This is a genomic window from uncultured Sphingomonas sp., from assembly GCF_913778135.1.
In the GTDB taxonomy this organism is placed as follows: Bacteria; Pseudomonadota; Alphaproteobacteria; order Sphingomonadales; family Sphingomonadaceae; genus Sphingomonas.
In genome coordinates, this window is sequence record NZ_CAJYVU010000001.1 from 1 (window position 1) to 12,527 (window position 12,527).

The 12,527-nt window shown below is 65.6% G+C and carries 15 protein-coding genes; 4 read left to right on the forward strand and 11 right to left on the reverse strand.

The window, feature by feature from the left end; all coding sequences use genetic code 11:
- The 6 genes from rplC to rpsL form a co-directional block, all read right to left on the reverse strand.
- A partial coding sequence (gene rplC / locus QZ847_RS00005; RefSeq protein ID WP_294351890.1) for a 50S ribosomal protein L3 occupies positions 1–679 on the reverse strand: 679 nt, incomplete at its 3' end.
- Positions 680–974: 295 nt separating this feature from the next.
- Entirely contained in the window at positions 975–1,283 is a 309-nt protein-coding gene (rpsJ, locus tag QZ847_RS00010) for a 30S ribosomal protein S10 (RefSeq protein ID WP_055983317.1), read from the reverse strand.
- Positions 1,284–1,488: 205 nt separating this feature from the next.
- A complete protein-coding gene (gene tuf, locus QZ847_RS00015) occupies positions 1,489–2,685 on the reverse strand; it encodes an elongation factor Tu (RefSeq protein WP_093005707.1) in 1,197 nt (398 codons plus the stop codon).
- Positions 2,686–2,904: 219 nt separating this feature from the next.
- Entirely contained in the window at positions 2,905–4,998 is a 2,094-nt protein-coding gene (fusA, locus tag QZ847_RS00020) for an elongation factor G (protein ID WP_294351892.1), read from the reverse strand.
- Positions 4,999–5,234: 236 nt separating this feature from the next.
- The gene (gene rpsG, locus QZ847_RS00025; protein WP_019516008.1) at positions 5,235–5,705 is read right to left on the reverse strand and encodes a 30S ribosomal protein S7; all 471 of its coding nucleotides are present in this window, start codon (positions 5,703–5,705) and stop codon (positions 5,235–5,237) included.
- Positions 5,706–5,750: 45 nt separating this feature from the next.
- Positions 5,751–6,122 (reverse strand): 30S ribosomal protein S12, encoded by a 372-nt coding sequence (gene rpsL, locus QZ847_RS00030; RefSeq protein ID WP_019516007.1) that lies wholly within the window; start codon positions 6,120–6,122, stop codon positions 5,751–5,753.
- Between the two features lie 277 nt (positions 6,123–6,399).
- Between rpsL and QZ847_RS00035 the strand changes: the two genes are divergently transcribed.
- Positions 6,400–6,939: a hypothetical protein gene (locus QZ847_RS00035; RefSeq protein ID WP_294351898.1), complete on the forward strand. Its 540-nt coding sequence runs from the start codon at positions 6,400–6,402 to the stop codon at positions 6,937–6,939.
- On the opposite strand, the gene QZ847_RS00040 is transcribed toward QZ847_RS00035, so the two are convergent.
- Both QZ847_RS00040 and QZ847_RS00045 read right to left on the reverse strand, forming a co-directional pair.
- Positions 6,893–7,912 (reverse strand): alpha/beta hydrolase, encoded by a 1,020-nt coding sequence (locus tag QZ847_RS00040; RefSeq protein ID WP_294351901.1) that lies wholly within the window; start codon positions 7,910–7,912, stop codon positions 6,893–6,895. The genes QZ847_RS00035 and QZ847_RS00040 overlap by 47 nt on opposite strands.
- Positions 7,913–7,964: 52 nt before the next feature.
- The gene (locus QZ847_RS00045) at positions 7,965–8,321 is read right to left on the reverse strand and encodes a DUF3140 domain-containing protein (RefSeq protein ID WP_294351905.1); all 357 of its coding nucleotides are present in this window, start codon (positions 8,319–8,321) and stop codon (positions 7,965–7,967) included.
- 100 nt (positions 8,322–8,421) lie between these two features.
- Between QZ847_RS00045 and QZ847_RS00050 the strand changes: the two genes are divergently transcribed.
- Positions 8,422–9,093 (forward strand): HPP family protein, encoded by a 672-nt coding sequence (locus tag QZ847_RS00050; RefSeq protein WP_294351908.1) that lies wholly within the window; start codon positions 8,422–8,424, stop codon positions 9,091–9,093.
- Here QZ847_RS00050 and QZ847_RS00055 read toward each other — a convergent pair.
- A complete protein-coding gene (locus QZ847_RS00055) occupies positions 9,090–9,977 on the reverse strand; it encodes a LysR family transcriptional regulator (protein WP_294351911.1) in 888 nt (295 codons plus the stop codon). The two genes, QZ847_RS00050 and QZ847_RS00055, sit on opposite strands and share 4 nt — an antisense overlap.
- Before the next feature lie 94 nt (positions 9,978–10,071).
- Here QZ847_RS00055 and QZ847_RS00060 point away from each other — a divergent pair, with 94 nt between their 5' ends.
- Positions 10,072–10,794: a pirin family protein gene (locus tag QZ847_RS00060; RefSeq protein WP_294351913.1), complete on the forward strand. Its 723-nt coding sequence runs from the start codon at positions 10,072–10,074 to the stop codon at positions 10,792–10,794.
- A 72-nt stretch (positions 10,795–10,866) separates the two neighbouring features.
- Entirely contained in the window at positions 10,867–11,466 is a 600-nt protein-coding gene (gene wrbA / locus QZ847_RS00065) for an NAD(P)H:quinone oxidoreductase (protein WP_294189635.1), read from the forward strand.
- 98 nt (positions 11,467–11,564) lie between these two features.
- Here the strand turns inward: wrbA and QZ847_RS00070 are convergent, their stop codons facing one another.
- Both QZ847_RS00070 and QZ847_RS00075 read right to left on the reverse strand, forming a co-directional pair.
- The gene (locus QZ847_RS00070) at positions 11,565–11,747 is read right to left on the reverse strand and encodes a hypothetical protein (protein WP_294351915.1); all 183 of its coding nucleotides are present in this window, start codon (positions 11,745–11,747) and stop codon (positions 11,565–11,567) included.
- A 207-nt stretch (positions 11,748–11,954) separates the two neighbouring features.
- A partial coding sequence (locus QZ847_RS00075) for a M15 family metallopeptidase (RefSeq protein WP_294351916.1) occupies positions 11,955–12,527 on the reverse strand: 573 nt, incomplete at its 5' end.

The window sequence follows — 12,527 nt, forward strand, 5'->3', positions numbered from 1 at the left end:
TGGCAGCCTGCTTCAGGCTGGCCGGGAACGGTGCGGTCTCGTGGCGCGGCAGCTTGACCGCGTCCTTGACGAACAGCCAGCCACCCTTCGAGCCGGGCACCGAGCCCTTGACGAAGATCAGGCCGCGCTCGACGTCGGTGCCGACGATCTCGAGGTTCTGCTGCGTGCGGTTCTTGTCGCCCATGTGGCCGGCCATCTTCTTGTTCTTGAAGACGCGACCCGGATCCTGACGGTTACCCGTCGAACCGTGCGAGCGGTGGCTGACCGACACGCCGTGCGTGGCGCGCAGACCGCCGAAGTTCCAGCGCTTCATCGCGCCGGCGAAACCCTTACCCTGCGTACGACCCTGGATGTCGACGTACTGGCCGGCGACATAGTGATCGGCCGATAGCTCGGCGCCGACGTCGAGGAGGTTGTCCTCGGTCACGCGGAACTCGGCAACGACCGCCTTCGGCTCGACCTCGGCCTTGCCGAAGTGGCCGCGCTGCGGCTTGGCGACGTTCTTTGCCTTGGCACTGCCTGCGCCAAGCTGGACGGCGGTATAGCCGTCACGATCCATCTCGCGACGGGCGATGACCTGCAAGCCTTCGAGTTGCAGGACGGTGACGGGCACGTGCCGGCCATCATCCTGGAACAGGCGCGTCATGCCCATTTTCTTCGCGATCACGCCAGTGCGCATGATCTTGTGCTCCTAGACAGAGGCACCCGCGGGCCCATCCCGAAGGTGCTTGTGCCGCCCTCTCTCGAGGACGACGGGTCAGCCCGGATAAGCGAAGCGTGCCCCCGTCCCGGGCTGGTCGCTCCTTTGCAGGAACGTGACGGGAGACGCTGTCCCGGAGGCGTTGCCGCCGGCGGTATCTCAACGTTGTGGCGAACCCAGCCAGAGCGGGGTTGTCACGGTCGCGATCGTGCAAGACGAAAACGACAAACCCGCGGGACTCACCAAGCTGGCGTCAACCGCGGGAGCCGGCGCATTAGGCCAGCTTGATCTCGACGTCAACACCGGCCGCGAGGTCGAGCTTCATGAGCGCATCGACGGTCTGCGGGGTCGGCTGCACGATGTCGAGCATACGCTTGTAGGTGCGCACCTCGAACTGCTCGCGGCTCTTCTTGTCGATGTGCGGGCCGCGGTTGACGGTGAACTTCTCGATGCGGGTCGGAAGCGGGATCGGGCCACGGATCAGCGCACCGGTGCGGCGCGCAGTGTCGGCGATGTCGCCGGTCGCCTGGTCGAGCACGCGGTGATCGAATGCCTTCAGGCGGATGCGGATGTTGGTGTCCATGTTCCCTACCGATGCGAAAGAGCGGGCCGCGGCAAGCGGCTCTTGCTGGTTTGATACGCTTGCTACTGAACACGATCACGTCGGACGAAGCCGCGGCGTGAGGGTGTCCCTACTTAAAAGCGAACGGCCCGCACCGTTGCCGGTGCGGGCCGCTTGCTGGTGGCCGGTGGTAGAACCACCAGCCTCCGTAAGGCTGGCGCCTATATTACTTGTCGATCGAGCTGACAACCCCTGCGCCGACGGTACGACCGCCCTCGCGGATGGTGAAGCGCTGGCCGACGTCCATCGCGATCGGCGCGATCAGCTTGATGCCCAGCGCGACGTTGTCGCCCGGCATCACCATCTCGGTGCCCTCGGGCAGCTCGACAGTGCCGGTCACGTCGGTCGTGCGGAAGTAGAACTGCGGACGATAGTTGGCGAAGAACGGCGTGTGCCGGCCACCCTCGTCCTTCGACAGCACGTACACTTCCGACGCGAAGTCGGTGTGCGGCTTGATCGAGCCCGGCTTGCACAGCACCTGGCCGCGCTCCACCTCGTCACGCGCCACGCCGCGGATCAGCGCACCGACGTTGTCGCCGGCCTGGCCCTGATCAAGCAGCTTGCGGAACATCTCGACGCCCGTGACGGTCGTCTTGCGGACGGTCGGGTGAATACCGACAATCTCGACTTCCTCGCCGACCTTCACCACGCCGGTCTCGACGCGGCCGGTCACGACGGTGCCGCGACCCGAGATCGAGAACACGTCCTCGATCGGCATCATGAACGGCTTGTCGAGCGGACGCTCGGGCTGCGGGATGTACTCGTCGACGTTCTTCATCAGCTCCATCACCGCATCGGTGCCGAGCTTCTGGTCCGAACCCGACAGCGCGCAGGTCGCCGAACCCTTGATGATCGGAATGTCGTCGCCCGGGAACTCGTACGAGCTCAGCAGCTCGCGAATTTCCAGCTCGACGAGCTCGAGGATTTCCTCGTCGTCGACCAAGTCGACCTTGTTCATGAACACGACCATCGCCGGCACGCCGACCTGGCGCGCGAGCAGGATGTGCTCGCGGGTCTGCGGCATCGGGCCGTCAGTCGCCGACACGACCAGGATCGCGCCGTCCATCTGGGCGGCACCGGTGATCATGTTCTTCACGTAGTCAGCGTGACCCGGGCAGTCGACGTGCGCGTAGTGGCGGTTCGCCGTCTCGTACTCGACGTGCGCGGTCGAGATCGTGATGCCGCGCTCGCGCTCTTCCGGAGCCTTGTCGATGTTCGCGAAGTCAACCGCTGCGTTACCCGCAACGTTCTCCGCCAGCACTTTCGTGATCGCCGCCGTCAGCGAGGTCTTGCCGTGGTCGACGTGACCGATGGTGCCGATGTTCAGGTGCGGCTTGGTCCGCTCAAACTTAGCCTTAGCCATTGTTTCCCTACCTTCTTGGATGTCACTGGAGCCGCACGCAGGACCCGCGGTGAAGGCGGCCCCATAGCGGCTGAATTCGTGTTGCGCAAACCCCTTGGCCGGGATGGTCCCAGTCGCGGGGCGACGCGGAAGTGAATTCCGCATCGTTGATCCTCGGGCGGGCCCGAGGTCGCCCGGCCTGCAGTGTCTCGGGAGCAGGTTGCCCTGCTCCCGTGCACCTTAGGCGAGCTTGGCCTTCACCTCGTCGGCGACGTTCTGCGGCACTTCGTCATAGTGCGAGAACTGCATCGAGTAGCTGGCGCGGCCCTGCGTGAACGAGCGTAGCGCGTTCACGTAGCCGAACATGTTCGCCAGCGGGACCATCGCCTCGACCGTCTGCGCGTTGCCGCGCGTGTCGGTGCCCTGGATCTGGCCACGACGGCTGTTCATGTCGCCGATCACGTCGCCGAGGTAATCCTCGGGCGTCACGACCTCGACACGCATCACCGGCTCGAGCAGCGTGATGCCGGCCTTCTGCGCCGCCTCACGCATTGCACCGCGCGCGGTGATTTCGAACGCCAGCGCCGACGAGTCGACGTCGTGGTACGCGCCGTCGTACAGCGTGATGTCGAAGTCGATGATCGGGAAGCCAACCAGCGAACCGGTCGCCGCGGTTTCGCGGAAACCCTTCTCGATCGCGGGGATGTACTCGCGCGGGATGTTGCCGCCCTTGATCTCGTCCTTGAAGACGATCCCCTGGCCACGCTCGCCCGGCGTCAGCTTGACCTTCACGCGTCCGAACTGGCCGGTACCACCCGACTGCTTCTTGTGCGTGTAGTCGATGTCGACCGGCTTCTTCAGATACTCGCGATATGCCACCTGCGGCGCACCGACGTTGGCCTCGACCTTGAACTCACGCTTCATGCGGTCGACCAGGATCTCAAGGTGGAGCTCGCCCATCCCCTTGATGATGGTCTGACCCGATTCGTGATCGGTCGACACGCGGAACGAGGGATCCTCGGCGGCGAGGCGATTGAGCGCAATGCCCATCTTCTCCTGGTCGGCCTTGGTCTTCGGCTCCACCGACAGCTCGATCACGGGCTCGGGAAATTCCATCCGCTCGAGGATGATCGGGTGCGCCGGATCGCACAACGTGTCGCCCGTCGTCGTCTCCTTGAGACCCGCGATCGCGACGATGTCGCCCGCACGTGCCTCGTCGATGTCCTCACGCGAGTTCGCGTGCATCAGGAGCATACGGCCGATCTTCTCCTTCTTGTCCTTCACCGAGTTCAGGTAACCACCCTTGGTGAGGACGCCCGAGTAGATGCGGGCGAAGGTGAGTGAGCCGACGAACGGATCGTTCATGATCTTGAACGCGAGTGCCGAGAACGGCGCCTCGTCCGAGGACGGACGCTCGTCCGGCGTTTCACCGTCGAGCTTGACGCCCTTGATCGCCGGCACGTCGAGCGGGCTCGGCAGATAGTCGACCACCGCGTCGAGCAGCGGCTGCACGCCCTTGTTCTTGAACGCCGAGCCGCAGACGACCGGCACGAACGACATGTTAAGCGTACCCTTGCGGATCAGCTTCTTGAGCGTGGCGGTGTCGGGCTCGTTGCCCTCCAGATACGCCTCCATCGCGCCATCGTCCTGCTCGACCGCGAGTTCGATCAGGTCGCTGCGATACTTCGCGGCCTTGTCGGCGAGGTCGGCGGGAATGTCCTGATACTCGAACTTCGCGCCCAGCGACTCTTCGAGCCAGATGATCGCGCGGTTCTCAACCAGGTCGACCAGACCCTTGAACTGACCCTCGATGCCGATCGGCAGGTACAGTACCGCGGGCTTCGCACCCAGGCGATCGATGATCGACTGCACGCAGAAGTAGAAGTCCGCACCGGTACGGTCGAGCTTGTTGACGAAGCACATGCGCGGAACGCCGTACTTGTCAGCCTGACGCCACACGGTCTCCGACTGCGGCTCAACGCCGGCGACGCCGTCGAAGCACGCGACCGCGCCGTCGAGGACGCGCAGCGAACGCTCGACCTCGATCGTGAAGTCGACGTGGCCCGGCGTGTCGATGATGTTGATCAGGTGCTCGGGGCCCTTACCCTCTTCGGCGCGCCACTTGCACGTCGTCGCGGCCGACGTGATCGTGATGCCGCGCTCCTGCTCCTGCTCCATCCAGTCCATCGTCGCGGTGCCTTCGTGCACTTCGCCGATCTTGTAGGACTTGCCAGTGTAATAAAGGATACGCTCGGTCGTCGTCGTCTTCCCGGCATCGATGTGCGCCATGATGCCGATGTTACGATAAAGTTCGAGCGGATGGCTGCGGGCCATGATGCTTCACTCCTGTGCCGGATCAGCCCGGCGATGCCAACGTTTGCGAGGTCGCCCCCTAGCCGTTCGGGCCGAGCTTGTCCAAGCTCGGCCCTACACCTCCGCCATGGAGGGAACAGCGGTCGGGAGTGCGGGCGAACCCGCTTGACCCATATAGTCTAAATTACCGCAAACGCCAACCGGTCGGCCAGCGTTCGCAACCACTTACCGGCGCCGACGATTGCCTGCGCCAGCGCTTACCAGCGGTAGTGGCTGAAGGCGCGGTTCGCTTCCGCCATGCGGTGCGTGTCTTCGCGCTTCTTGACCGCGTTGCCACGGTTGTTCGACGCGTCGAGCAGCTCACCCGACAGGCGTGCGGCCATCGTGTTCTCGCTACGCGCACGTGCGGCAGCGATCAGCCAGCGGATCGCCAGCGCCTGAGCGCGCTCGGGACGCACCTCGACCGGCACCTGGTAGGTCGCACCGCCGACGCGGCGCGAACGAACCTCAATGCCCGGCTTGATGTTGTTCAGCGCGTCGTGGAACACGCCGATCGGCTCGCGCTTCGCGCGGGTCTCGACGGTTTCCATCGCACCATAAACGATGCCTTCTGCGACGGACTTCTTGCCGTCAAGCATCACCGAATTCATGAACTTGGATAGCGTGATGTCACCGAACTTGGGATCGGGGAGGATTTCACGCTTTTCTGGACGACGACGACGCGCCATGGGGAAGACCTTTCAATCAGCTGTAAAAGAAACGGTGGGGCCGAGTTACTTCGGCCGCTTCGCACCGTACTTCGACCGCGACTGACGGCGGTCCTTGACGCCCTGCGTGTCGAGCACGCCGCGCAGCACGTGGTAACGCACACCGGGAAGATCGCGCACACGCCCGCCGCGGATCAGCACCACCGAGTGCTCCTGCAGGTTGTGGCCTTCACCCGGAATGTAGCTGATGACTTCGCGCTGGTTGGTCAGGCGGACCTTGGCCACCTTGCGCAGCGCCGAGTTCGGCTTCTTCGGGGTCGTGGTGTAAACACGGGTGCAAACGCCGCGCTTCTGCGGGTTCTGCTCCATCGCAGGGACCTTCGACTTGGCCTTCTGCGGGTCGCGGCCCTTGCGGACCAGCTGGTTGATCGTCGGCATTGAAGCCTTCACCTTTCCATAGGTTACTTTGCTGGAGCCATAACAGCACTTGGAATACGAAAAGGACCTGGGAGCAGCCGATAACGGCCCTCGCGGTCCTTCAAGCATCCAGCAATGTTCAAGCTTGCCCGGCGCGGAGTCGCCTCCTGTCGGACGTCGGCGTCTATACGCACGAGCGATGGCAGCGTCAATGCCAGCACCGCAGGCTCGCCCTTAACGCTGCGACAACCAGCGGCATGGCATCGCAGTCGACGTGCATTCTTACTCGCTTATTCCAATGACACTATCCGCGCGTCGCGGGCGTGACCGCCGATACGCCAGCGTCGCCGCGCTGCTACTTACTGTTGGCGGCGCGCTGTCCCCGCTGGCCTGGGTGCTCGCGCCGCTGGCGCTGGCTCGCGCGTATCGTGTCGGTGCAACTTGGTGCGCGGTTGTTGGCATAATGGCCTGGTCGGCAGCGGGAGTCTGCTGGATCGACCCCCACACGCTGGCCGGCTACCCGGCCGAGATCACCGGACCGTGGCTGGCGCTGCTCGTCGGCACGATGGCTGCCTCCGTCGCCTGGGCCTGCGAGCGACGCCGCACCGCCGACGAGCTGCTGCGCGCGGCGGGCTTGCTCGCGCTCGTCGCCGTACCCTGGTCGCCGCTGACGGGTTTGACGGTCGCGCTGAGCTGCTGGTTCGCGTCGGCCCGTACTGCGCGCCCGTGCGCGGCGAACGACGATCAGCCGGGCCACCGCCAACTTATCCAAGCTTACACAATCCCAGCCCTCACCTATTCGCCGCTTCGCTCAATACGCCCAGCAATGCGCGATTGAATCGCGACGGGTCCTCGACCTGCGGCGAGTGGCCGAGGCCGTCGAGCTTCAACAAGCGGGCGCGCGGGATCTTGCGCGCCGCCTCGGGCGCGATCTGCGGGATCGCCTGCAGGAAGCTGCGGAGCGACGCCGGCATCTGCGCGCGACCAAACGCGGTCTTGTCGAGCGTGCCGATCATCAGCGTGGTCGGTGCCTTGATGCGGTAGAGTTCGTGCGCGACCGGCTGTGTCTTGATCATCTCAGCAGTTTTCGCTTGCGCGAGCGCGACCTGATCGCGCCCAGTCCCGGCGTACATACCCGCCTGCATCGCGACCCAGCGATCGTACGCCGGGCGCCACTGCCCGTGATAATAGTTCTCGAGCTGGTACGCCTTGATCGACGCCGGGGTCGTGCGCCGCTCACCCGCCCAGAGGGTGTCGACGTCCGTGTACGGCAATCCGTCCTCCGACCGGTCACGCAGGCCAAGCGGATTGACCAGCACCAGCCGATCGACCGCGGCCGGGAACATGATCGCGTAGCGCATCGCGATCATGCCGCCCATCGAATGTCCCACAACCGTCGCATGCGTGATCCCCAGCGATTTCAGCAGCCTGTCGGTGTTTGTGGCCAGTCCTTCGAAACTGTACTGCGCCGCGCGCGGCTTCGAAGATTTGCAGAAGCCGAGCTGGTCCGGGATGATCACGCGGTACCCCGCATCCACCAGCGCGCGAGCGGTCGTCTCCCACGTCGCGCCGCAGAAATTCTTGCCGTGCAGCAGCACGATCGCGCGACCGTTCGGACGCGGCGGCACCAGATCCATATATGCCATCTCGGCTGGCTCGCCGAGCACGGTCAGCGGAAACATGCTGACCGGAAACGGATACGCGAACCGTTCCAGCCGGGCGCCGTAATCGGGCATGCGCTCGGCGGGCGCCGCAGCCACCGTGGCGAACAACGGCGCGAGCGCGAGCAAGCGGTGGATTGGTCGAGACATGCGCGGCTCCGTCATCGTGACGGACGCGTTATCAACCATCCCGCGGCGCGCGTCAGCCCTTCTCGGGGTCGTGCCCCCAGTTCATCAGCGAGTAGCGCCAGTCGGAATCCTCCTTGTCTTTCGTCGGGCCACCCTGCGCCAGATGGCGGTGGACGTAGCCGGTGACCTTCTTCATGTGTTTGTAATCGTCGCCGGTAAGGTCGGCCTTCTTCTTACGCTTGATCTCTACGATGCGCTTGCCCGCTTTGTGCCCGACGCTCTCGCCCGAACCCTGCCCGTCCTCGCCTTTCCAGCCGACACGCTTGCTCTCGTCGGTGTCGAGGAACTTTTCCAGCTCGGCCGGGGTCATGTTCACCGCGTCGTTGAACTCTTCGTAGATCTTCTGCTGATCGTCGGATGCATCGGCCATCACGCACTCTCCTTTGAGCGCGCCAACGCCGTTCCGCCGTGCGCGGTTTCGGCGTGGGCGCGGATTGTGCAGGGGCGCGGCATTGCATAGCGCGCGACACATGGCCTCGTTCAAACCCATCCTCGCCGGCGCGACCCTACACGACCGGATGATCGCCGCCGCCGGTGCACTGGCCGGGATTGCACTCACCGCGGCGATCTGCACCGCATTACTGCCGCACAGCCTCTCGCTGCTATTGGTCGCGCCAATGGGTGCGTCGGCCGTGCTGGTGTTCGCGGTCCCGGCGAGCCCGCTGGCGCAGCCGTGGCCGGTGATCGGCGGCAACCTGCTGTCCGCCCTGGTCGGCATCGCAGTCGCGCGCGTCGTGTCCGAGCCTGCGCTTGCCGCCGGGTGCGCGGTCGGCGGCGCGATCGCGGTGATGTCGCTCACCCGCTCGCTTCACCCGCCGGGTGGCGCAGCCTCGCTGCTCGCAGTGTTGGGCGGCAGCGCAGTGCAAGCACAAGGCTGGACGTTCGCCTTCGTGCCCGTTGCGGCGAACGCAGTCGTGCTGGCGGCGGCAGGCGTGCTGTTCCACCGCCTGTCCGGCCACAGCTACCCGCATCGGTCCGTTCCCGCCGCCGGGCATGTCACGCCCGCACTCGGCGTGCCGCACCCCGAGGACATCGACCGCGCGTTGGAGGACTTGGGCGAGACGTTCGACGTGTCGCGCGAGGACCTGGATCTGCTGTTCCGTGCCGTCGCCGCCCACGCCGCACAGCGTACCCAAGGCTAGTCGCGCAGCCGCTCCGCCAGGAACGCGATCAGCGCCTCGACCCGCGCCGGCCGAAGCGCGCTCGGCGGGGTGAGCAGGTGGAGCGCGACGCCAGGCGGCGTCCATTCGGGCAAAATAGGCACCACCTTCCCGCTCGTCAGCGCGTCGCCCAGGATAAAGGTCGGCAGCCGCGCGATGCCGAGCCCGGCGACCAGCGCCGGCACCAGTGCATCCCCGGAGTTCGCCGACAGCGGCCCCTCGGCCTTGACCGACACGTCCGCGCCGCCCGGTCCGCGAAAGCGCCACGGCCCGGTGATGTTGGTGTAGCCGAGCAGGCGATGCTCGCCGAGCTGCGCCGGGTGCGTCGGCGTACCGTGCGCCGCCAGATAGGACGGCGCCGCGACGAGATGCGCCGCGACCGTGCACAGCCGCCGCGCACGCAGCGACGAATCGGGCAGGTCGGCAATCCTCAGCGCGACGTCGAACCCTTCCGCAACGATATCGACGCGCGCATCGGACAGATGCAGTTCGATCTCGATCCCGGGATTTGCCGCTAGGAACTCGGCGACGAGCGGGGCGACGTTGCGGATGCCGAACGACGCCGGCGCCGCCAGTCGCACGCGCCCGACCGGCGCTGCTGCCGCGTCGTGCGCCAGTTCCTCCGCCCCGCGCGCCTCCGCCACCATCCGCGCCGCGCGCTCGGCAAGCGGTCGCCCCGCCTCGGTCAGCGCGAGTCGCCGTGAGGTGCGGTGAAACAGCGATTGACCCAGCTGCGCCTCCAGCCGCGAGACCGCCTTCGACACGGTGGCCTTGCTCAGCCCGATCGCGTCGGCCGCGCTGCTGAACGAGCGATGCTCCGCCACCGCGGCGAAAATCGCCCAGGCTTCCAGATCGGGTAAGCGCATGAGCCTCAGTACCGTCTGAAACGATCCGTTTCAATCGTTTCCGTTTTCGCGCGTCGGCGGCAGGGCTATCTCTGCTGCAACAACGAAGGCTAACATGACCGATACCGCAGTCGCGACCCGCATCGAACGCCGCCCCTTTGCCTCGCTCGGCCACGCCGATCACGGGTGGCTCGACGCGCGGCACCATTTCTCCTTCGCCAACTATTACGACCCGAACCGCATGAGCTGGGGCGCGATCCGCGTCTGGAACGATGACACGATCGCGCCGAACACCGGCTTCCCGCCGCATCCGCACCGCGACATGGAGATCATCACCTACGTCCGTTCGGGCGCGATCACGCACAAGGATTCGCTCGGCAACACAGGCCGCACCACAGCGGGCGACGTGCAGGTGATGAGCGCGGGCTCGGGCGTGCGCCACGCCGAGTACAACCTCGAATCTGAGCCGACGACGCTGTTCCAGATCTGGATCGAACCGACACGTACCGGCGGCAGTCCATCTTGGGGTGCGAAGCCATTCCCCAAGGACGATCGCTCGGGAAAGTTCGTGACGCTCGCCAGCGGGTTCGCGAACGACGGTGACGCGCTGCCGATCCGCGCGGAAGCGCGCGTGCTGGCGGCGACCGTAAAGGCGGGAGAGCAGGTCACCCACCAGGTCGGGGCGGACCGACACGCCTACCTCGTTCCCGCCACGGGCGCGATCGAGATCGACGGCGAACGCTACGAAGCGCGCGACGGGATTGCGCTAGGCGGCGGGCAGACGGTGACGATCACCGCGCTTGAAGACGCCGAACTCGTGCTGGTTGATTCGCTCTGATCGACTGAACCGAACGGCTGCCGCGGCATTGTCGCCGCGACGTATTCACTAACCTTCAGCAAGGAAGACGCCATGACCAAGGTCCTCGTTCTCTATTACTCCTCCTACGGCCATATCGAGCAGATGGCCGACGCGGTCGCCGAGGGTGCGCGCGCCGGCGGCGCCGAGGTCGACATCCGCCGCGTCGCCGAGACCGCGCCCGCGCAGGTCGTCGAGGCGGCCGGGTTCAAGACCGACACCGCACATCCCGAAATCGAAGGGCCCGACGCGCTCGCAAATTACGACGCGATCATCGTCGGCGCACCGACGCGATATGGCCGGATGCCGAGCCAAATGGCCGCATTCTGGGACATGACAGGCGGGTTGTGGATGAAGGGCGCATTGGTCGGCAAGGTCGGTGGCGCGTTCACCTCAACCGCCAGCCAGCACGGGGGTCAGGAGACGACGCTGTTCTCGATCCTGACCAACCTGCTCCATCACGGCATGACGATCGTCGGGCTGGATTACGGCTTCAAGGGTCAGATGGGCCTCGACGAAGTGCTGGGCGGCACACCCTACGGCGCCTCGACGATCGCCGATGGCGACGGCAGCCGCCAGCCGCATGCCAAGGAGCTCGATGGTGCGCGATATCAGGGCAAGCGTATCGCCGAGCTAGCCGCCAAGCTTAAGTAAAACGTCAGCGCGGGAGGAGCGGCACGGTCTGCTCCTCCTAAGCTATCAAGCGATCGCACCGATGGAAAATCACCCGGCGATCTGCTTGATCTTTCTTCTCAGAACGGCAACCCGCCGACCCGCCGATGGAAGGTGATCGTCGTGCGATCGATCTTGCGCTGGATGTAGGCGTCATGTTCGGCCGACAGCGTGCCGCCGTCTACCTGTTGAAGCGCGCGAGCCTCATCGCGTAGTTTGAGCATGCTCAGCTTGTACAAGTTGAAGGCGACCTGCGGCGGCATCGTGGTTCTGTTCGGAAAGTACTCCGGTGGCGAAGCGATAGCCTGTGCCATTGCTGGACCACATCCGAGCGTCGAAAGAGCGGCCGCGAGCAGAACCTTACGCATCCATGCCTCCTGTGTCAGCTTGGGTTACCTTTTCACCTTTCAATCGGTATGTCGATCCGTTGTTCCTTACGCGGTGTAACGTGCCCGGCGGTTATCCTTTGATCAGCGACGGCGCCGCCGTTTGGCCCGTGAATCGGTGAACGCGGGCAGCGCTAGGTAGATCGGTGGCGCCGGCACGTTCGCGACCTCGATCGCCGTGTCGACACTAGGCGAGGCGGGGAAACGCCGTCGCGCGGTCGCGAACAGCAGCCGTGCACGGGCGGCTCCCGGCTCGGCCACACTGGTTCCGACCCAGCGCCAATGCCACGGCTCCCACTTCACGCCCTGCGCATTGCTGACCGGGAACGACATCTCGAAGCCGTAACGCGGCGCGTTGGCGCGCAACCAGCGGAACGCAGGCGTCGCGGCGATGCACGCCTCCGCATCAGGGCAGTCGTTCACACGCGGGCGGAACGCGAAGTCGAGCGCGTAGCCGGTCGCATGCTCGCTATGCCCCGGCGGCGCGACCGACACCGCGCGCGTGTCAGCCTCGGTCGCAGGCTCGCGACAAAACACTCCGCCTTGCCGCGTCAGCGTGCGGTGGCATGACAACGCCAGAACTCGCCCGCCGACCGCCGGATCGACCGCCGCCGCACGCAGCAATCGTTCGAGATCGGGCAGCACGTCGCGTCGCAG

Coding starts and splice junctions, on each gene's coding strand:
- QZ847_RS00060 (WP_294351913.1), top strand. CDS start 10,072: ATGACCGATACCGCAGTCGCGACCCGCATCGAACGCCGCCCCTTTGCC.
- QZ847_RS00050 (WP_294351908.1), top strand. CDS start 8,422: ATGGCCTCGTTCAAACCCATCCTCGCCGGCGCGACCCTACACGACCGG.
- tuf (WP_093005707.1), bottom strand. CDS start 2,685: ATGGCTAAGGCTAAGTTTGAGCGGACCAAGCCGCACCTGAACATCGGC.
- QZ847_RS00055 (WP_294351911.1), bottom strand. CDS start 9,977: ATGCGCTTACCCGATCTGGAAGCCTGGGCGATTTTCGCCGCGGTGGCG.
- rpsG (WP_019516008.1), bottom strand. CDS start 5,705: ATGGCGCGTCGTCGTCGTCCAGAAAAGCGTGAAATCCTCCCCGATCCC.
- QZ847_RS00035 (WP_294351898.1), top strand. CDS start 6,400: ATGACACTATCCGCGCGTCGCGGGCGTGACCGCCGATACGCCAGCGTC.
- wrbA (WP_294189635.1), top strand. CDS start 10,867: ATGACCAAGGTCCTCGTTCTCTATTACTCCTCCTACGGCCATATCGAG.
- rpsJ (WP_055983317.1), bottom strand. CDS start 1,283: ATGGACACCAACATCCGCATCCGCCTGAAGGCATTCGATCACCGCGTG.
- QZ847_RS00045 (WP_294351905.1), bottom strand. CDS start 8,321: ATGGCCGATGCATCCGACGATCAGCAGAAGATCTACGAAGAGTTCAAC.
- QZ847_RS00070 (WP_294351915.1), bottom strand. CDS start 11,747: ATGCCGCCGCAGGTCGCCTTCAACTTGTACAAGCTGAGCATGCTCAAA.
- rpsL (WP_019516007.1), bottom strand. CDS start 6,122: ATGCCGACGATCAACCAGCTGGTCCGCAAGGGCCGCGACCCGCAGAAG.
- QZ847_RS00040 (WP_294351901.1), bottom strand. CDS start 7,912: ATGTCTCGACCAATCCACCGCTTGCTCGCGCTCGCGCCGTTGTTCGCC.
- fusA (WP_294351892.1), bottom strand. CDS start 4,998: ATGGCCCGCAGCCATCCGCTCGAACTTTATCGTAACATCGGCATCATG.